This is a genomic window from Pseudomonas sp. Irchel 3H7 (assembly GCF_900187605.1).
Taxonomy (GTDB): Bacteria; Pseudomonadota; Gammaproteobacteria; order Pseudomonadales; family Pseudomonadaceae; genus Aquipseudomonas.
The window spans coordinates 13,780-32,145 of the sequence record NZ_FYEA01000016.1; the positions used below are offsets into that span (position 1 = coordinate 13,780).

16 protein-coding genes and 2 pseudogenes are annotated in these 18,366 nt (G+C 59.5%); 10 read left to right on the forward strand and 8 right to left on the reverse strand.

Features of this window, described 5'->3' with window-relative positions; all coding sequences use genetic code 11:
* Positions 1-4: 4 nt before the first annotated feature.
* From CKW38_RS26130 to CKW38_RS26140, 3 genes are all read right to left on the reverse strand, one after another.
* On the reverse strand, positions 5-1,702 hold the full coding sequence (locus CKW38_RS26130) for a copper resistance system multicopper oxidase (protein ID WP_095114241.1): 1,698 nt from the start codon (positions 1,700-1,702) through the stop codon (positions 5-7).
* Positions 1,703-1,755: 53 nt separating this feature from the next.
* Complete coding sequence (locus CKW38_RS26135; RefSeq protein WP_095114242.1) at positions 1,756-3,027, reverse strand: hypothetical protein; 1,272 nt, start codon at positions 3,025-3,027, stop codon at positions 1,756-1,758.
* A gap of 135 nt (positions 3,028-3,162) precedes the next feature.
* Positions 3,163-3,633, reverse strand: coding sequence for a hypothetical protein (locus CKW38_RS26140; RefSeq protein WP_095114243.1), 471 nt, complete (start codon positions 3,631-3,633; stop codon positions 3,163-3,165).
* 165 nt (positions 3,634-3,798) lie between these two features.
* Between CKW38_RS26140 and CKW38_RS26145 the strand changes: the two genes are divergently transcribed.
* From CKW38_RS26145 to CKW38_RS26160, 4 genes and pseudogenes are all read left to right on the forward strand, one after another.
* Positions 3,799-4,464, forward strand: coding sequence for a ribonuclease T2 (locus CKW38_RS26145; protein ID WP_095114244.1), 666 nt, complete (start codon positions 3,799-3,801; stop codon positions 4,462-4,464).
* Between the two features lie 157 nt (positions 4,465-4,621).
* Positions 4,622-4,918, forward strand: a pseudogene (locus tag CKW38_RS26150) (hypothetical protein); the annotation flags it as partial.
* Positions 4,919-4,921: 3 nt separating this feature from the next.
* Positions 4,922-5,650, forward strand: a pseudogene (locus CKW38_RS30735) (alpha/beta hydrolase).
* Entirely contained in the window at positions 5,650-6,171 is a 522-nt protein-coding gene (locus CKW38_RS26160) for a hypothetical protein (protein WP_007915560.1), read from the forward strand. Before CKW38_RS30735 ends, CKW38_RS26160 begins: the two are co-directional and overlap by 1 nt.
* A gap of 17 nt (positions 6,172-6,188) precedes the next feature.
* Here CKW38_RS26160 and CKW38_RS26165 read toward each other — a convergent pair whose 3' ends face one another.
* Positions 6,189-7,046, reverse strand: coding sequence for a LysR substrate-binding domain-containing protein (locus CKW38_RS26165; protein ID WP_095114246.1), 858 nt, complete (start codon positions 7,044-7,046; stop codon positions 6,189-6,191).
* A gap of 109 nt (positions 7,047-7,155) precedes the next feature.
* Here CKW38_RS26165 and CKW38_RS26170 point away from each other — a divergent pair, with 109 nt between their 5' ends.
* From CKW38_RS26170 to CKW38_RS26180, 3 genes are all read left to right on the forward strand, one after another.
* Complete coding sequence (locus CKW38_RS26170; RefSeq protein ID WP_007915562.1) at positions 7,156-7,860, forward strand: haloacid dehalogenase type II; 705 nt, start codon at positions 7,156-7,158, stop codon at positions 7,858-7,860.
* 12 nt (positions 7,861-7,872) lie between these two features.
* Positions 7,873-8,646, forward strand: a complete 774-nt coding sequence (locus CKW38_RS26175; protein WP_095114247.1) for an aldolase — start codon at positions 7,873-7,875, stop codon at positions 8,644-8,646.
* A gap of 177 nt (positions 8,647-8,823) precedes the next feature.
* Positions 8,824-10,395, forward strand: coding sequence for a diguanylate cyclase (locus CKW38_RS26180; RefSeq protein ID WP_095114248.1), 1,572 nt, complete (start codon positions 8,824-8,826; stop codon positions 10,393-10,395).
* 224 nt (positions 10,396-10,619) lie between these two features.
* On the opposite strand, the gene CKW38_RS26185 is transcribed toward CKW38_RS26180, so the two are convergent.
* Positions 10,620-10,919, reverse strand: coding sequence for a hypothetical protein (locus CKW38_RS26185; RefSeq protein WP_007915566.1), 300 nt, complete (start codon positions 10,917-10,919; stop codon positions 10,620-10,622).
* Between the two features lie 186 nt (positions 10,920-11,105).
* On the opposite strand from CKW38_RS26185, the gene CKW38_RS26190 reads away from it, so the two are divergent.
* Positions 11,106-11,546: a carboxymuconolactone decarboxylase family protein gene (locus tag CKW38_RS26190; protein ID WP_095114249.1), complete on the forward strand. Its 441-nt coding sequence runs from the start codon at positions 11,106-11,108 to the stop codon at positions 11,544-11,546.
* A 139-nt stretch (positions 11,547-11,685) separates the two neighbouring features.
* Here CKW38_RS26190 and CKW38_RS26195 read toward each other — a convergent pair whose 3' ends face one another.
* From CKW38_RS26195 to CKW38_RS26205, 3 genes are all read right to left on the reverse strand, one after another.
* Positions 11,686-13,278, reverse strand: coding sequence for a DHA2 family efflux MFS transporter permease subunit (locus CKW38_RS26195; RefSeq protein ID WP_095114250.1), 1,593 nt, complete (start codon positions 13,276-13,278; stop codon positions 11,686-11,688).
* The gene (locus tag CKW38_RS26200) at positions 13,275-14,384 is read right to left on the reverse strand and encodes an HlyD family secretion protein (RefSeq protein ID WP_007915569.1); all 1,110 of its coding nucleotides are present in this window, start codon (positions 14,382-14,384) and stop codon (positions 13,275-13,277) included. The genes CKW38_RS26195 and CKW38_RS26200 overlap by 4 nt, the downstream gene beginning before the upstream one ends.
* Positions 14,385-14,480: 96 nt before the next feature.
* A complete protein-coding gene (locus CKW38_RS26205; protein WP_095114251.1) occupies positions 14,481-15,245 on the reverse strand; it encodes a helix-turn-helix transcriptional regulator in 765 nt (254 codons plus the stop codon).
* A 98-nt stretch (positions 15,246-15,343) separates the two neighbouring features.
* Between CKW38_RS26205 and CKW38_RS26210 the strand changes: the two genes are divergently transcribed.
* Positions 15,344-16,477 (forward strand): MFS transporter, encoded by a 1,134-nt coding sequence (locus CKW38_RS26210; RefSeq protein ID WP_095114252.1) that lies wholly within the window; start codon positions 15,344-15,346, stop codon positions 16,475-16,477.
* A 108-nt stretch (positions 16,478-16,585) separates the two neighbouring features.
* The gene (locus CKW38_RS26215) at positions 16,586-18,322 is read left to right on the forward strand and encodes a ShlB/FhaC/HecB family hemolysin secretion/activation protein (protein WP_095114253.1); all 1,737 of its coding nucleotides are present in this window, start codon (positions 16,586-16,588) and stop codon (positions 18,320-18,322) included.
* Positions 18,323-18,366: the final 44 nt, after the last annotated feature.

The following is an 18,366-nucleotide window of genomic DNA, read 5'->3' on the forward strand; positions in this document are numbered from 1 at the left end:
CCCTTCATTCTTCTACCCGCACTTCGCGGAACATGCCCGTTTCCATGTGGTACAGCAGGTGGCAGTGATAGGCCCAGCGACCCAGTGCGTCGGCGGTCACGCGGTAGGAGCGGCGGGTGCCGGGCGGCATGTCGATGGTGTGTTTGCGCACCTGGAAGTCGCCGTTTTCGTCTTCCAGATCGCTCCACATGCCGTGCAAGTGAATCGGGTGGGTCATCATCGTGTCGTTGACCAGCACCAGACGGATGCGCTCGCCGTACTTCAGCCGCAAGGGTTCGGCGTCGGAGAATTTGATGCCGTTGAACGACCAGGCGAATTTTTCCATATGGCCGGTCAGGTGCAACTCGACCGTGCGGCTTGGATCGCGGCCATCCGGGTCTGCGAAGGTGCTGCGCAGGTCGGCGTAGGTGAGCACGCGACGGCCGTTGTTGCGCAGGCCGAGGCCGGGGTCGTTGAGTTTCGGCGCGGTGGTCATGGCTTGCATGTCGACCAGCGGGTTGTCTGTTTCGCTGTCGGGATGGGATTGCATCGGACCCATCGTCGAGTGATCCATGGCGCTCATGTCCATCGAGCCGTGATCCATGCCACCCATACCCATGTCGTCCATGCTCACCAGCGGGCGCGGATCCAGAACTGGTACGGGCGCCGATAGCCCGGCGCGAGTGGCGAGGGTGCCACGGGCAAAACCGCTGCGATCCATGGCCTGAGCAAACAGGGTGTACGCCTCGGCGTCCGGCTCGATGATGACGTCGTAAGTCTCGGCCACGGCGATGCGCAATTCATCGACGCTGACCGGTTTGACGTGCAGGCCGTCCGCCGCGACCACGGTCATTTTCAGCCCGGGAATACGTATGTCGAAGTAGGTCATCGCCGAACCGTTGATCAGGCGCAGGCGCAGTTTTTCGCCGGGGCGGAACAACCCGGTCCAGTTGTTATCCGGCGCGTGGCCATTCATCAGGAAGGTGTAGGTGGCGCCACTGACGTCGGCAATGTCAGTGGGGTTCATCTTCATCTGCGCCCACATCTTGCGATCGGCAACGGTGGCGCCCCAGCCTTTTTCGCTGACGTCATCGATGAAATCGCCGACGGTGCGTTTGTCGAAGTTGTAGTAGTCGGACTGTTTTTTCAGGGTCTTCATCAGGCTGGCCGGGTCTTCGTCGCTCCAGTCACTGAGCATCACCACAAACTCGCGGTCGTAGTGGAATGGCTCAGGGTCTTTGGCGTCGATCACCAGCGGGCCGTAGACGCCGGCCTGTTCCTGTAGCCCGGAATGACTGTGATACCAGTAGGTGCCGTTCTGCCGCACCTTGAATTGATAGACGTACACGCCACCCGGTTCGATGCCGTGAAAACTCAGGCCCGGTACGCCGTCCATGTTCGCCGGCAGCAGAATGCCGTGCCAGTGAATCGAGGTGCTGGCGCTGAGCCGGTTGCGCACCCGCAGCGTCACCGTGTCGCCTTCGCGCCAACGTAGCAGGGGGCCGGGCAAGCTGCCGTTGATGGTCATCGCCGTGCGTGGGTTGCCGGTGAAGTTGACCGGGGTTTCGCCGATGAACAGCTCGAAGTCGCTGCCGCTCAGTTCATCCAATTGACCGGGCGCATTCAGCGCCCAGACCGGCGTGCGCCACAGGCCGAGGCCACCGAGCAGACTGCCGGCGGCGAGGCCTTTGACGAAGGTGCGTCGTGATGGGTTGGAAGGCATGCGCTGGAAATCCCCGTTTGACTCATGACGAGGAGGCTAACCAGCGCCGGCTTTCAGTTAGCTGAGTAGGGGATTACAGTTTTGACAGGTTCAGCCAATTGCTCAATGCGGCGTTGGAGTTGGAAGACCTGTGGCGATAGGTGAATCGGCTTGAGAATGGCTGAGCGCAAGTGATCCCAGCCAACGACGTGTTCAGCACGCTGCTGCCAGCTGAGTAGCGGCGCAAGCCCTGGACGCAACGGTTTCTGAGTGACCTTGCTGTTACGTGTGGCGATGCAAAAGTGTGTGTAGCGAGGCAATTCATACAGGTTCAAACGCTGCAGGTCTCTGCTGCACAACAGCAAGATGTCGCCAAAGGTGAACAATGGAAACGCCGTGACTTCGATCTTTTGTTTTTCATTGAGTGTGGTTCGCCAAAGTCTGTTATCCAGATCGTCCAGGCTGATGTTTTCGTCAAGTATGAATCGCGCCGGCTGCTGACGAATCGCCAGATTTCCAGCGGCTGCGTAGGTGATGCTTGGCATTGCACCTGGCGATAAAAGAAGAAACCCGCTGAACAGAACCAGTGCTGTTGCGATTCCATAAGCGATACGCGCAAAGACATGGCCTCTGCTGATATAAAAAATCAAAATCGGGACGAGACTGAAAATGAGTGTGCCGAGGGAAAACAACCCGACAACCACTACCGCCTGCGCATTATCTTCGCCGACGTAGGTCTCGAGGATCAGCAATGTGGGGAGTGACGCACACAGAACGGCTAAGCCGATCATGCTACCGATCAAGAGTCGGAAACCGTTTTTCTTCCAGCCTCCCATTCGTCGGGTGTTTTTGTTGAAAATCTTTCGAAAGCGTTTGAACAGGAAAAGTGCGAAGTAGGCCAGCAGGGTCATGGAAAAAACAAACAGCATCGAACCTGCGGCGCTGAATGCGTTCGGGAAATTGAAAAGCAGAGAAATGAAGGTACCAAAGCCAAAACACATAGGAAGCAGCAAAAAGGCAGCGATCTGTTTGTGCCTTTTTGGCACTTTTTCGAACATCGAAACGGTGATTCCGTAGAACCATGCGCTGGCGGAGAGTACGCCAAGGTAGCCCACCATGATCAGCACGATCAGTAAAAGCCAGATAGCAAGGGCTGACTTGGCATCGCTGCCTGCCAGGAAAAGGTCAGTACGACCAATTGCCCGGGTGTAGACGTAAAGCCCAAGGATTGCCAACCCCGCGCCGAGAAAGCCCAGAGTGACGGTGATCTGGCTCCAGTAATCAAGAACACGTTTGAAGTTGCGCTTAAAAAACTGGGTGAACGTTGGTGCGGTCGAAGCATCCATGCGTAAAGGCTTTCCATCGATTTTGGTTTGTGGGTCCTGTAACGACAAACGGCCAGAATTCTTTAGGAAGTCTGGCCGTTGAAATGGCGGGCCCGTGTTGCTCCGGGCAGGAGCTCTTGTGGTGGCGTGGAGAATTTAAAGTCCCAATCCTTCCTGCACCGCCAGCAACAGATTGTTTTCGGTCAGCGCAATGGCATCCAGCTGCTGGCCTGTTTCAATCGACTGCATCCACCAATGGCTTTCACCGTGCTCATCCACGGTACGCAGCAGATAAGTGTCTGTGGCTGACGGGCTGATCTGCACCCGCCCGGCGCCATCCTCGGTAAACCGCGCAATGGGATCGAATGTCAGGCTTTGATGGTTGGCTTCGATCACCAGTTGGTCGATGGCGTAATCGTGGGATTCACCATCCGGTGAAGTTTCGCAAACATGCGTAGGATTTCGCCGAATCTTCAGTCCTACTTCGGTGACGGGCTGCAACCACGCCTCAATGCGGTGGTACAAGTCATACACCTGAGCAGGCCAGCAATCGATTTCCAGTGCCGCATCCGCGTGGGTATGCCGGGTTTGCTTGAGTTTGGCGGCGAGTTCGTCTGCTTTACTCATTTTGGTTCCCTAGGTTTGGTGGCTGCCTGTTAATCGTAGACCTTTCAACGGCGTACGGCGTTGCCTTGCGTCATGCGCTTGCAACACAAGCGTGTCGAAATCAGCGCTGGCCAAGTCGGTCAGGATCGAAAACCATGGACGCAGGCGTCCCAAAGGAGTGGGTACATGAAAAAGCTGTTTACAATTTTGGCAGTGATTGCGCTGACGGCCGGTAGCATCGGTTTGAGTTCGGCGCGGCAATCGCAGTCGAGCAAGGCCCAGACGGAATCGGTGGCGGGGGTATTCGATTACTACCTGCTGGCGTTGTCCTGGTCGCCGACTTTTTGTTTGACGCACAAGGATGACTCGCAGTGCACGGGCAAGGGCTACGGCTTCGTGCTGCACGGGTTGTGGCCGCAATACGCCAAGGGTGGCTGGCCGGAATCCTGCCCGCCGCTGACCACGCTTAACGCAGCGCAAACCAGCCAGGGCCTGACGCTGTTTCCGACGAAAAAACTGCTCGACCACGAATGGTCCAAACACGGCACCTGCAGCGGTCTCGGCGCGATGGGCTATCTGGATGAAGCGGACAAAGCCGTTGGCGCCGTTAAAATTCCGCAGGAACTGCAACCGTTCAGCTCCTCGTATTACTTCGAGGCGCAGGAAATCGCCGACCTGTTCCGCAAGGCCAACCCGGGCATTCCGGCCGATGGCATCGCGGTCATTTGCAGTGGCCCGGAACTCTCGGAAGTGCGCGTCTGCATGGGCAAGGATCTGCAGTTCGGCGCGTGTGGCAAGGGTGTGAAAACCCAGTGCCGGGCGGGGGATATTCGGGTGCCGCCGTCGCGTTGAGACGAGCGGTTTCCACGTATAAAAAAGGCGCCCGATCGGGCGCCTTTTTTGGTCTGATGGTTTGAAGTACCCGACGAACTCCCGCATGCTTGCACCCCCGAAAGGATGACCACGTTACATTGCAAGGAGCTGTTCATGAGCGGAAAACCCGCCGCCCGCGACGCTGGACAGCACCGGTGGTCACGGCAATGTCGTCATCGGCGGTTCAGGCACGGTGATCATCGGTGACACGGTGACAGTCGCGCCCTTCAGTGGCTTGTTGCCGATGCCGGTGCATTTCACTGACCGGTTGAAACTGGTCAATGACGTAACCGGTGAGCCGATGCCTGATCATCCTTACGTTATTCAGCGCGCTGACGGACGTCTGGAACATGGGGTGTCTGACGCGAACGGATTTACTCACCCAGTCAGCTCGCACCTGCCTGAAACCATCAAGTTGTTTTTGGAGGAGTGAGGCATGGCTGCTGAAACGGTAACGTGCGCGAAGGGCAACAATTACAAGCTTCACAAGGAACATGCGCTGACGGACAAGAAGGATGTCAGTGACAAGACTGTGCCGGTGGAGAGTACCAAGGCGATTGTGGTTTTTATCGGAGGTGCGGGAGATAAGGAGAGTTATTATTTTTCGGGTCCTTATGAAAACATCCAGGATGCACGACTTGCATTTGATAGGCGCACTGAGACATTAAAGGCAGAAGGGAAATATAAGTCGCAATGGTTGGGTTACAACGAAGTCAGAGGAAAGCAGGACATTCAACGGCACGTGCTAAGCCTTATTCCGTATAAAAGCTGTCCCGTCTATATCGTCGGCCATAGCCTCGGCGGCTGGAATGGTGCGCACCTGTCCAAAATAATGTCGGATTGGGGTTACAAGGTTCAGATGCTGATCACTCTGCATCCTGTGGGTGAAGGGGCTTTGGTGTAGCTGGGCTCAGACATTTATCGCGAACGTCCCGCGCCAGTTTCGGTTGATTGGATCAATATCAAGGCAACACCTTCCAAGAGAGACCCATCAGACGGGGTCGCGGACTTCGGGGAAAAATGGATTATCTCCTGCGGACCGTCAATTAACGTAAATGTCGACACGAATCACGCTAACGCACTGGGATTGCTAAACGCCCCAATCGCTGATGGTAAATCTGCAAGTGACTTGCTGTTTGATTCAATCATGAAGGAGTTTTCGTGATGTACAGGTTTTTCCTTTGTGTGGTTCTGGCTGTCTGTTCGGGATGTGCAAAGGACCATTTACAGCCTCCGGCAAATTTAAGTTATGTGTCCGTAGATAGGTCGAGTTCCCTTTTATATGTCATCAAATATCAATCCGATGTGGATGTTTTGAACCTGTTTGGCCGAGGCGAAAGGCAAGGGATGGCTTCGGGGACATTGAGGTGCGCGTTAGCGGATGACCACGATTTTTCTGTTGGTAAAGCTATTCAGTTTTCTGCGGTGGGGCTGGTAGATTCTGATATACGCGAAAACGGCAACTCCAAATTCTCCTTTTCGACCAGTACATTCATCACTGAAACATCCAGCGACCGAAGTACGGAGAGAGATCTGTCAGCGGCAGAACTGAACCAACTCCTCGCCAACAAACAACAAATCCCCTGCAAAGTCGTCGTCACCGCCTACGGCTACAAACCCTACTACTCCAACACCATGAACATTCCCGTCGCGGATCTGCTGCGGGAAATCAACAAACCCCAATGATAAAAACGGGGGGGATTTCAGGCGAATCCCCCCGCATCCACCCCCAACTCCCCACGCAAAAACTCCACCAAACCACGTTGCAACCCGGTCAAAACCCCATCACGACTGACCAACGCCAATTCCGTCGGCGCCAGTTCCGGCAAATCCGTACACACCTGATGCTCAGGCAACACCGCCGACACTGGCAGCACCGACACCCCCAACCCCGAGGCCACTGCCGCTTGAATCCCGGTCAGGCTGTGACTGCCGAACGCGACCCGCCAGGGGCGCTGGGCAACATCGAGCAAACGAATGGCGCGCTGCCGATACAGGCAGCCTTGCGGAAACAACGCCAACGGCAACACGCCGGTGGACGAATCAAATTCCGCACCTTTGACCCACACCAGCCGCTCCGGCCAGGTCGCCCACGCCGGGCCGCTGTCGGGTTCACGTTTGATCAGGGCGATGTCGATGTCGCCGGCATCCAGACGCTGGCGCAGATCGAGGCTCATGCCGCTGATCGTTTCCAGCCGTGCTTGCGGATGGCTGCGGGTGAAGCCGGCGAGAATCAGCGCCATGCGCCGCGCGTCGAAGTCTTCCGGCATGCCGATCCGCAGTATTTCCAGATCGAGGTCGCTGGCCAATGCTTCGGTGGCTTCAGCGGACAGCGCCAGTAATCGGCGCGCGTAGTGGATCAGTAATTCGCCGTGTTCGGTGACGGCGACATTCAGCCCGGTACGGTCGCGCAGCAGCAGGGCGTGGCCGACCAGCTCTTCGAGTTTGCGCACCTGCTGGCTGACTGTTGACTGAGTGCGGTGCACGCGCTCGGCGGCGCGGGTGAAGCTGCCTTCGTCAACCACGCAGACAAAGGTTTTCAGCAATTCCAGGTCCAGCATGGCGGCGCTCTCGATAGTGGTTTTTCAACTGACGATTGGCTATTTATTTAATTTCACACTATCACCGGGCGCTCATAAGCTGAAGTCCTCACCACGGAGGATTCGACCAATGACACTCATCCACACCCCGCGCCCGCAATGGCTGACCTTCGATTGCTACGGCACTTTGATCCAGTGGGACGAAGGCCTCAAAGCTGTGGTCGGCGAAATTCTCAGCGAGAAGGGCGAACATCAGGTCGACGCCGGGCACCTGATCGAAGTTTATGATCGCCATGAACATCGACTCGAACAAACCCCGCCGCACCGATCGTTCCGCGAACTCAGCACCCTCGGCCTGCAATTGGCCCTGGAAGAATTGGGGCTGCCCAGCCTGCCTGAAGACAGCCAGCGTCTGGCCGCCGCCATCCCGAAAATGCCGCCGTTTGCCGAGGTGATCGAAACCCTTGCGCAACTCAAGGCGATGGGCTTCAAACTGTGCATCGTCTCCAACACCGACGACGACATCATTGCCGGTAACGTCGCGCAGCTCGGCGGCCACATCGACCGGGTGATCACCGCGCAACAGGCTGGCGCCTACAAGCCGGCGCCGCGCCTGTTCGACTACGCTCATGAGCAGTTGGGCGTCAGCCGCGCAGAGGTGGTGCACATCTGCGCCAGCCCGATGCTCGACCATACGGCCGCGCGGGACATGGGCTTTCGCTGTGTATGGATCGATCGTGGCACTGGTCGCCAGATGCTGGCGGACTATCGCCCCGACGCGATCCTCAACCGCCTCGATCAAGTGTTGCCGCTGTTCAAATCCCTCGGTTGGTAACGGAGAATCGTCATGGCTCACACCCTGACTGCCAGTGCGCGGGCCGCACGCCCGACAGCGCTGAACCTCGACACAGAAGCCATCATCACCGCGCGCACTGAGCTGGCGGCGTGCTTTCAACTGGCCGCGTTGCATGGCCTGGAGGAGGGCATCTGCAATCACTTTTCGGTGATGGTGCCGGGGCACGACGATCTGTTTCTGGTCAACCCCTACGGCTATGCGTTTGCCGAAGTGACCGCGCAGAATCTGCTGGTCTGCGACTTCGACGGCAATGTGGTTGAAGGCGAAGGCTTGCCGGAAGCCACGGCGTTTTACATTCATGCGCGTCTGCACAAGCAACTGCCGCGAGTGAAAGTCGCCTTTCACACCCACATGCCTCACGCCACGGCGTTGTGCCTGCTACAAGGGCCGCCACTGTTATGGCTGGGGCAGACCGCGCTGAAGTTCTACGGGCGCACGGCGGTCGACGAGGACTACAACGGCCTGGCGCTGGACGCGTCCGAAGGCGACCGTATCGCCGGGGTCATGGGCGACGCCGACATTCTGTTCCTGAAAAATCACGGTGTGATCGTTGCCGCGCCGACCATCGCCGAAGCCTGGGACGACCTCTATTACCTGGAACGCGCCGCGCAGGTGCAACTGCTGGCGATGGCCACGCAACGGGAACTGAAGCCTGTGCCCCACGCCATTGCGCAACGGGCCTATGAGCAGATGCGCGAAGGTGATCCGCAAAGTGCGCGAGCCCACCTGCACAGTGCGATGCGGCGCCTGGCCCTTCACAACTGACTAACCCTAAAGGAGCGATCGAAAATAAATCGGCGAACAGCGATCATCCAAACTCGTTGTGCGCCGATATACCTGAGCGGGACCGGGGCGTTTGCCCCGTAGATTCCGGTGGGCTACGCTCACAAACATAAGGGTTTTGCCGCTGGCGCCCTTGTCGTACCTGCCCAGGACTTGCTTTTGCCTATCCCTATTCACGATCCGCATCAGGCCCCCGGAGGCACCCTTAAACGCCTGCCGCTGCGCAAAGCGGCGGTGTTGTTTATCGTTGCGGTGGGGTTGTGCCTGTCCGGTTTGCTGTACCTGCAACTGGAGCAGTCGCGTCGTCAGGATCTGGCCGTGGCGAAAATGGCCTCGAGCAACCTGACCCGGGCGATGGCGCAGCAGGCCGAAGACACCTTTTTGGCCGCCGATCTGGTGATGACCAGCCTGGTTGACTGGATTCAGGATGACGGTTACGGCGCGGCGCAAAGACCGCGCCTGCAGAAAACCTTCGCCCGGCGCGTGCAGCAACTCGATCAGCTGCACGGCATTTTTCTCTTCGACACGCAGGGCCAGTGGGTGATTACTTCATTCGCTGATCTGCCCCGTGGCAATGGCGTGGCCGATCGCGAGTACTTCAAGTTCCACCAGCAGAACGCCTCGACGCTGGCGCACATCGGCCCGGCGATTCGCAGCCGTGAGAACGGCGAGTGGATCATCCCGATTTCCAAACGCGTCAATGATCACGCGGGCAATTTTCAGGGGGTGTTGCTGGCCGGGATCAAGATGTCGTATTTCGACCGCTTTTTCGAAAGCTTCAGCCTCGATGATCAAGGCATCATGTTTCTCGGCTTGAGTGACGGCACCTTGCTCGCCCGTCGGCCGTTCGATGAAAACCTGATCGGCACGTCGCTGGCGCAAGGGCGGATTTATCGCACGTTACTGCCCGAAGCGGCGGCCGGCACGGCGATGATCAACTCGGTGGTCGATGGCGTGGTGCGTTTGTACGGTTATCGACGCTTGTCGGCGTATCCGCTGGTGGTGTCGGCGGCGACCTCGCGCGACACGATTCTCGAGGGTTGGTACGCACGGGCCTTCCAGTCGAGTGTGATTGTCGCCTTGGTGATTCTTGGCGTCGGCCTGTTTGGCTGGGTGTTCATTCATCAGGTGCGCGATGGTGAACGGATCGAAAAAAACCTGCGCAAAGCCCAGCGTACGCTGGAGCAGATCGCCACTCACGACAGCCTGACCGGGTTGGCCAATCGACGTTTGTTCGAGCGCTCTCTGGAAGTCGAATTCGCCCGTGGCGCTCGGCAGGTCAGCCCGGTCAGCCTGATCATGCTCGATATCGATTTCTTCAAGCGCTACAACGACGCCTATGGTCATGTCGCCGGGGATCATTGTCTGACTCAGGTCGCCCAAGTGCTGCAGACGTGCTGCCAGCGCAAGTCGGATCTGGCGGTGCGCTACGGTGGCGAGGAGTTTGCGGTGCTGTTGCCGGACACCGACATCAACGGCGCACTGGCGATTGCCGGGCAGATCCGGCGCAGCGTGATCGACAAACACATCATCCACAGCGGCTCGCCAACCGGGTATTTGACGGTGAGTCTGGGCTGTTATTCGTTTATTCCGAGCGGCAATGACAGCCTGGAAGTGTTTATCCAGCGTGCCGATGCGGCGTTGTATCAGGCGAAAAATGCCGGGCGCAATCGTGCGGCGGTGTTGTCACTGGACAGCGGCCTGGCCGAATTGATGCGCTCCGATCGCTAACCCAGAGCCTGGCACAAACCCTATGGGTGAGAGGGGATTGTGTGATTGTCGCAGGAACTTGTGGGAGCTGGCTTGCCAGCGATAACGGTCGGTCAGTCAAGGAAGATGTTGACTGTGCTGACGCTATCGCTGGCAAGCCAGCTCCCACAGTGATTTTCATCAAGCCAAGGTTATGTGAATACCCATACAACCGAGGGTTTTCACCACGGGTGGCTCTTGTTCGTTCAGCCGCCAGTGCCACCGCCCGCACCGCCAGTGCCGCCGCCGGCCGATCCGGTACCGCCGCCAGCCCCGGAACCCGAACCACTGGCCCCGCCATTGGTGCCAGTCCCGGAACCCATACCCGAAGAGCCGCTGCCACCGGAAGGCGCGCCCGGCGTGTTGTCTGGCGGCGTAGTTGTGCTGGTCGGGCCGCCGGACTTGGTGCCGGTGGCGTCAGCGCCGTCGTTGGCGGCGAAGCTGGCGGCCGAGGCGCTGGCGAGCAACCCGGCGAGCAATAACGAAGTGAGTTTGCGCGTGATCATGATCCGTCTCCAGAAATGGCATGTACCTGATATTGGTCTGACGCGCAGAACCCTTGGTGCCGAATGGCTGACGAGCGGTCAGCGGGAAAACCGAGTGGCCTCCTGATCTTCTGGAATATTGGCTATTTGTCGAACCGGGTGTGAGGGCTAACGTAGCCACACATTCACTTGCTACCCGGAGCTACCATGCAACCTCGTACCGATTTCTACACCGCCTCCCCAGACGCCTTGAAAGCGATGATGGCTCTGGAAACTGCCGTGTCCAAACTGCCGCTGGAAAAGACCCTGATCGAATTGGTCAAGTTGCGCGCCTCGCAAATCAACGGCTGCGCATTCTGCATCGACATGCACACCACCGATGCAATCAAGGGTGGCGAAACCCCGCGCCGCTTGTTCGCGGTGACGGCATGGCGTGAAGCGCCGTTCTTCAGCGACCGCGAACGCGCCGCGCTGTTGTGGACTGAATCGCTGACCCAACTGAGCCTGACCCACGCCCCGGACGAAGATTATGACGTGGTCGCGGCGCAGTTCACGCCCAAAGAAATGGTCGACCTGAGCGTGGCGATCAACACCATCAACAGCTGGAATCGCCTGGCTGTGGGCTTCCGCAAAACCCCACAGGCTTAAGCCTCAACGCATAACCCCTGTGGGAGCGAGCCTGCTCGCGAAAGCGGAGTGTCAGATAACAACCATGGTGACTGACACGACGCCTTCGCGAGCAGGCTCGCTCCCACAAGGGAAATGGGCATGGCTATTAGAATAGCGATCAATGCCCATCCGCGCTCGGCGCCGCCGGTGGTTGCACCTTGCGCATCAAGGGCACCATCGCGGTGGCGATGACGAAGCACACGCCGATCATCAAAAAGGTGTCGCCGTAGGTTTGCGTCTGCGCCTCGCGGTAGGTCAGCAGCCACAACTGGCGCAGGCTGGCGGTGACACCGACGTCGCCGCTCTGGCCCAGATTCGCCAGGTTGCCGCCGACCTGCGACAGCCATTGATTCATCGCTTCATTGCTGCTGTTCAGATGCTCGGCCAATCGCGTGAAGTGCAGGTTGGTGCGGTCATTGAGAATGGTCGCGCACGCTGCAATACCAATCGCACCACCCAGATTGCGCATCAGGTTGAACAGGCCAGATGCGTGTTTCAAACGTGCGGGCGCCAACCCGCCCAAGGTCAGCGTCACCGCTGGCGGCACCGCCAATTGCTGGGCAATCCCGCGCAACGCTTGCGGCAGCATCAATTGCCCCGCGCCCCAGTCGTGAGTGATCGGGCTGAACTCCCACATCGATATCGCGAACAGACCCAGACCGATCATCATGATCCAGCGCAGATCGACGCGATTGGCCAGAAAGGCATACAGCGGAATCGCCATGATCTGGAACACGCCGGTGGAGAAAACCGCCAGACCAATGTCCAGCGCGCTGTAGCCGCGCACCCGGCCGAGGAACAGCGGCGTCAGGTAGATCGTCGCGAACAGGCCGATGCCGGTGACAAACGAAAAGAAGCAGCCGAGGGCGAAATTGCGATCCTTCAAGGCGCGCAGATCGACGATCGGATTGGCCACGTGCAAGGTGCGGCCAATGAAGGCCAACCCGGCGAGGCCACTGATCCACGCGGTGGTCAGAATGGTCTGATCGCTGAACCAGTTCCAGCGTGGGCCTTCTTCGAGGGTGTATTCCAGGCAGCCGAGAAACAGCGCGAGAAACACCATGCTCAGATAGTCCGCACCTTTGAGCAAGGACAGTTCCGGCTGGTCGATTTTCACCAGCATCGGCACCGCCACAGCGACGAAAATCCCCGGCACCAGGTTGATGTAGAACAACCAGTGCCACGAGGAAATATCAGTGATCCAGCCACCGATCACCGGCCCCAATGTCGGCGCCAGTGACGCGACCGCACCGATGGTCGCGGCGGCAATCACCCGTTGTTTGCCGGTGAAGAAAAAGAACGCGGTGGTGAACACCAGCGGGATCATCGAGCCGCCGAGAAAACCTTGCAGCGCCCGAAAGGCAATCATGCTCTGGATGTTCCAGGCCACGCCGCAGAGCAGGCTGGCGAGGGTGAAACCGACCGCCGACGCGCAGAACAACCAGCGCGTGGAGAACACTCGCGACAGCCAGCCGGACAGCGGAATCACGATGATTTCGGCGATCAGGTAACTGGTCTGCACCCACGCGGTTTCATCGGTGCCGGCGGACAGTCCGCCGCCGATATCGCGCAGTGACGCCGAGACAATCTGGATATCCAGCAGCGCGATGAACATGCCAATGCACATGGTCGCGAAGGCGAACACTTTGGTGGCGGTCGCCATGTCCGCTGCGTTGAATGGCTGTGCAGGAGCGGCGAGGGCGGTGCTCATGGCGCGACGGCCACGGCGCTGGTTTCCGGTTGTGCGCGGGTGTCGACTTCCGCCGTCACCGACAAGCCCGGACGCAAGTGACCGAGCACGCCGTCAGCCGGATCAAGGAGGATGCGCACCGGTACGCGCTGGACGATTTTGGTGAAGTTGCCGGTAGCGTTTTCCGGTGGCAGCACACTGAATTGCGAACCAGTGGCGGGGGCGAGGCTGTCGAGGCGGCCGTGGAATTCCTGTCCGGAAAGGACGTCGGCGCGGATGCTCACGCGTTGCCCGGGTTTCATCCGCGCCAATTGGTCTTCCTTGAAATTGGCATCGACCCAAAGGCCGCTGGCCGGCACCACCGACAACTGTTGCGAACCGGCCTGAGCATAGGCGCCAACCCGTGCACGGCGATTGCCGATCACGCCATCGACCGGTGCGCGCAGTTCGGTGTAGCCGAGGTTCAGTTGCGCCAGATCGCGTTCGGCGCGGGCTTGCTGAAGGGCGGCGCGGGCCTGTTGTTTCTGGGTGTCGATCACCGCCAGTTGGCGTTGCGCGGCCAGCAGTTCGGCCTGTGCACGGGCGCTCAGGGCTTGTGCGGTTTTGAAGGTAGCGTCGGCGCGTTGTGCGCTTTCTACGGACACGGCGTTAGTGGTCACCAGGCGTTTGTAGCGTGCGTTGTCGTCCCGCGAACGCGCGGTTTCTGCGCCGGCGGCGTCGATGCCGGCGCGGGCCTGGCCGATCACCGCTTGTTGCAGTTGTTCGGTGGCGTCGAGGTTGGCCAGCAGCGCTTCTTCGGCGGCGACGGCGCCTTCGGCCTTGGCCAGATTGGCGCGATAGTCGCGGGCGTCGAGGCGGATCAACACATCGCCGGCCTTGACGTGCTGGTTGTCGCTGACCAGCACTTCGTCGATGTAACCGGCGACTTTCGGCCCGATCACCGTGACATCGCCACCAATATAGGCATCGTCGGTTTCTTCTAGAAAACGCCCGGCGCCCCACCAGTGCACGGCGTACAGACCGGCAAAGATCAATGCGAGCAATCCTGCGCCGGGAAGCAGCAGGCGTTTAAGCAGGGGCGGCCTGGTCTTTACCACAACAGGTTCGAGGGTGGGCATGCTGGTCATGGCGGGATACCTGCGCAAACGGGTCGTTATTACGTCCGTAATATGACGCAGATAATATTTAGTCGCAAATTATTTCTGCTGCCAATCGTCAGTTGCTCACTTGAGCCAGTGGCCCGGCGTGCTGCCGGTCATGGCTTTGAAGAAGGCGATGAAGGCGCTGTCGCTGGCAAAACCCGATTCGAACGCGCAGTAACTCAGGCTGCGCCCGGTGGCGAGCAACTCCATCGCGCGCATCAAGCGCCACTGCTGGCGCCATTGCTGATAACTCATGCCGGTTTCGCGCTGGAAGATTCGCCCGATGGTGCGACTGCTGGCGCCGATCTGCTGTTCCAGCACTTGCAGCTCCGGAGGCAGACGTTCGGGCGTTTGTAGTAGCGGCGCGAGGCGTTTGTCTTGAGGTAACGGCAACAACATCGGTTGTTGCGCCGCTTCAGCGATTTCGCTCAGGCACAGACCGAGCAAGTGGGCGAATTTTCCTAGCTGCCAATCGGTGGCGAAATCGGCCAGCGCCATGGGCTCCAGCACCGCACGCAGCAAAGGGCTGACTTCAATCACGCAGACCTGCTGCGGCAGTGCAGCGCACAGTTCGGGGATCAAGTAGATGGAGCGGTAATCGACACTTCGCTGCATCACTGCCCGATGGCTGACACCCGGCGGAATCCACGCCGCCCGCGACGGCGGCAACAGGCACAGTTGCTGCGCCAGAGTAATCCGCGTGCAGCCTTGTCGCGTGTACAGCAGTTGCCCGCGTTGATGACGGTGCAGGCCGGAGTCGTGGTCGCCCAAGGTAGAGGCGATGCCAATCACCGGCGCCTGAAAGCGATCTGCGTCGAATGTTGCGTGGGCATCGAGCCAGGCCATGGGTTGTCCGATTTCAGCGATAAGTTGGCAGGATTTGGATAATACGCCAGTGGCCGGTTCTTAAACTCCTCGGCGGTTCAAGTGAGGAGTGATGAAGGATGAACAACAGATATTTCTTGTGGCTGGCAATTGCGCTGCTGATGTTTCCGCAGATCGCGCAAACCCTGTACAGCCCGGCGCTCGGCGATATCGGGCGTGCGTTTAACGTTGGCCCGCAAGCCGCCGCGCAGACCTTGTCGGTGTATTTCCTCGCGTTTGCCGTCGGGGTGGTCGTGTGGGGGCGTTTGTGTGATCGCATCGGTCGGCGCCCGGCGATGCTCGCGGGCCTGGCGATCTACGCCGCTGCCACACTTTTCGGTCTGCGGGTCAGCAGTTTCAACGGCTTGTTACTGGCGCAGATGTTGGCGGCTTTCGGTGCTGCGGTGGGCTCGGTGGTCACGCAAACCGTGTTGCGCGACCGCTTCAAAGGCGCCGAACTGGCGCAGGTGTTTTCCCTGGTAGGCATCGCGCTGGCGGCCAGTCCGGCGATTGGCCTGTTCAGCGGCGCCAGCCTGGTTGAGGTTTTCGGGTATCGCGGTGTCCTCACTGCATTGCTGTTGCTGGCAACGCTGTTGTGGCTATGGAGTTGGTACATCCTGGCGGAAACCCGGCCAGCGCCCTGCAGCCATGTCGGTCTGTTCGAAACCCTTGGGCGCATGCTGCGAGACTGGGGGATCTGGCGCTCGGCGCTGTGGATTGCATCGTTCAACGTGGCGCTGTTCAGCTATTACAGCCTCGCACCGTTCATGTTTCAGCGGCTGGACGTGGACGCCAGCGGGTTCGGCTACAGCGGCGTGATCCTCGCGCTGGGCTCAGGTTTTGGAGCATGGTTCAACCGGCGTTTATTGACGGCCGGGTTCAAGGCATTGCAGTTGATTCGCCTCGCGGCTGGCATCGCCTTGCTCGGTGGCGTGGGCGTGTGGTCGCTGCAAGGCAGTGTCGCGTTCGTGCTGCCGATGCTGCTGGTGGTGTTGGCGTTTGGCCTGGCAATCCCGAACATTCTCGGTTCGGCCCTGGCCAATTACGCGGATCGATTGGGCACCGCCGGGGCGTTGTTGGGTTTGATGTATTACCTGCTGATCGGCGCGGGACTGATGCTCGCCGGCTGGTTTCAAGCCCTCGGGGAAACCCTGATAGCGTGCAGTGCCGTGGCCTTGCTGCTGACAATAAAGCCAGGCAAAGCAATTGTTTAAGAAATGTAAGCGCTGTAGGAAGCGTCTTGCATTTGTGTAGGAGGGCTCCGACTATCACGATCATTGATGACATGGCATTACGCCATTTGATGATCGCAAGGATGTTGCGTGCCGTTTCCGTTTCGCGCTGTTTTTCGCCGTCGTTCCCCGCTTTGCCCGCTGTTGTCGGCCTTTGTGTTGAGTGTGTGTGCCTCCTCGATTGAAGCCGCCGAACCTGTCGCGCCGGGCCAGGAAGTGCTGCGCCAGCAACAACAGCAACAGCGCGATCTGCAACAACTGCAACTTGAGCAAAGAAAGCGGCAGTTGGAGCGCGGCGCGTTCGGTCCGGCGCCGGTCACCCCGGTCACCCCGGCCATTCCGCCAACCGTCACCGCCGATGAACGTTGCTGGCCATTGAGCGGTGCGCGCATCGGCGGCGTCACGCTGATCGACAGCGCCAAACTCAACGCGCGGATCAAACCGCTGCTGGCGCCGTGCATGGGCGTCGGCCAGATCAATCATCTGTTGGCGACCATCACCGCGAGCTACGTCGACAAGGGCTATATCGCCAGCCGTCCGTATCTGCTCAGCGCACCGGCAGCGGGGCAGTCACTGGATATCCGCGTTGACGAAGGCTACATCGAGTCCATCGAACTGGCCGATCAGAGTCTGCCGGTGTCCCTCGGCGGCGCGTTTCCGGGGATGCTCGGCGAGCCGCTGAACCTGCGCGATCTGGAGCAGGGCCTTGATCAACTGAATCGCCTGCGCTCGATCGATCTCACCGCCGATATCGCTCCCGGCAGCCAGCCCGGTGCCTCGCGGATCATCCTGCGTTCTCGCACCTCCGCGCATTCGCGCTGGGCCTTGAACGCGGGCATCGACAACCTCGGCAGCGCCAGCACCGGACGTGATCGCGACACCGTCAGCCTCAGTCTCGACAGCCCGTTGCAACTCAACGACCTGTTGAGCCTCAGCGCCAGCGACACCCTCAATCAGGGCGATCGCTACAGCCGCAACGCCAGCCTGTATTACGCGATTCCCTACGGTTACTGGACCTACAGCGTGTTCGCCAGCCATGCCGAATATCGCGCGCCATTCAAACTGCCAAGCGTGATCTTTCACAACACCGGCATCACCGATCAGGTCAGCCTGCGCGCCGACCGTGTGCTGTGGCGCGACCAGAGCCGTCAGCTCAGCGCCAACCTGCAACTGGCGCACAAGGATGTCGACAGCTACCTGCAAGACGTTCGCCTCGGTATTCAAAGCCCGACGCTGACGGTGGCTGAGGCTGGCCTCAATCTGTTCTGGCTCGACCGCGCGGTGTGGAACCTTGATGTCAATTACGCTCAGGGCCTGCGCTGGTTTGGCGCCGACGACGACTCACAGCAGCAGATCAACAATCTGCCCAAGGCGCAGTTCCGCAAGTACCGCGCCGGCCTCAGTCAGTGGCGCAATGGTCAGCTTGGCGCGCTGGCCTGGCAGTGGCAGAGCCAGCTCAACGTGCAATACAGCCCGGACCCGTTGCCAGCGATCGAACAGTTACTCGGCACCGATGATTCGGCGGTGCGCGGCTATCGGGTCAGCAGTGCCTCCGGCGCCAGCGGCGCGATCTGGCGCAACACCTTGCGCTTGCCGCTGCGCAGTCAATGGCCGGTGCAGATCACCCCGCGGGTGGGCCTCGACCACGGCTGGATCAAGGCCGATCACGGCGCGCAGGGCCAACGCCTGAGTGGCGCCAGTGTCGGTCTGAATCTGGGCTGGAAGAATCTGCAAGTGGACGTCGATTATCAACGCGCGCTCAACACCCCGAGCGGTCTGCAACACGAACCGCAAACCTGGCTGATGCGCGTCGGGGTGCAGATATGACGCTACCGCAACGAACAACGCAGTGAACAAACAGCCGTCGGATC

Coding starts and splice junctions, on each gene's coding strand:
- CKW38_RS26130 (WP_095114241.1), bottom strand. CDS start 1,702: ATGCCTTCCAACCCATCACGACGCACCTTCGTCAAAGGCCTCGCCGCC.
- CKW38_RS26135 (WP_095114242.1), bottom strand. CDS start 3,027: ATGGATGCTTCGACCGCACCAACGTTCACCCAGTTTTTTAAGCGCAAC.
- CKW38_RS26140 (WP_095114243.1), bottom strand. CDS start 3,633: ATGAGTAAAGCAGACGAACTCGCCGCCAAACTCAAGCAAACCCGGCAT.
- CKW38_RS26145 (WP_095114244.1), top strand. CDS start 3,799: ATGAAAAAGCTGTTTACAATTTTGGCAGTGATTGCGCTGACGGCCGGT.
- CKW38_RS26160 (WP_007915560.1), top strand. CDS start 5,650: ATGTACAGGTTTTTCCTTTGTGTGGTTCTGGCTGTCTGTTCGGGATGT.
- CKW38_RS26165 (WP_095114246.1), bottom strand. CDS start 7,046: ATGCTGGACCTGGAATTGCTGAAAACCTTTGTCTGCGTGGTTGACGAA.
- CKW38_RS26170 (WP_007915562.1), top strand. CDS start 7,156: ATGACACTCATCCACACCCCGCGCCCGCAATGGCTGACCTTCGATTGC.
- CKW38_RS26175 (WP_095114247.1), top strand. CDS start 7,873: ATGGCTCACACCCTGACTGCCAGTGCGCGGGCCGCACGCCCGACAGCG.
- CKW38_RS26185 (WP_007915566.1), bottom strand. CDS start 10,919: ATGATCACGCGCAAACTCACTTCGTTATTGCTCGCCGGGTTGCTCGCC.
- CKW38_RS26190 (WP_095114249.1), top strand. CDS start 11,106: ATGCAACCTCGTACCGATTTCTACACCGCCTCCCCAGACGCCTTGAAA.
- CKW38_RS26195 (WP_095114250.1), bottom strand. CDS start 13,278: ATGAGCACCGCCCTCGCCGCTCCTGCACAGCCATTCAACGCAGCGGAC.
- CKW38_RS26200 (WP_007915569.1), bottom strand. CDS start 14,384: ATGACCAGCATGCCCACCCTCGAACCTGTTGTGGTAAAGACCAGGCCG.
- CKW38_RS26205 (WP_095114251.1), bottom strand. CDS start 15,245: ATGGCCTGGCTCGATGCCCACGCAACATTCGACGCAGATCGCTTTCAG.
- CKW38_RS26210 (WP_095114252.1), top strand. CDS start 15,344: ATGAACAACAGATATTTCTTGTGGCTGGCAATTGCGCTGCTGATGTTT.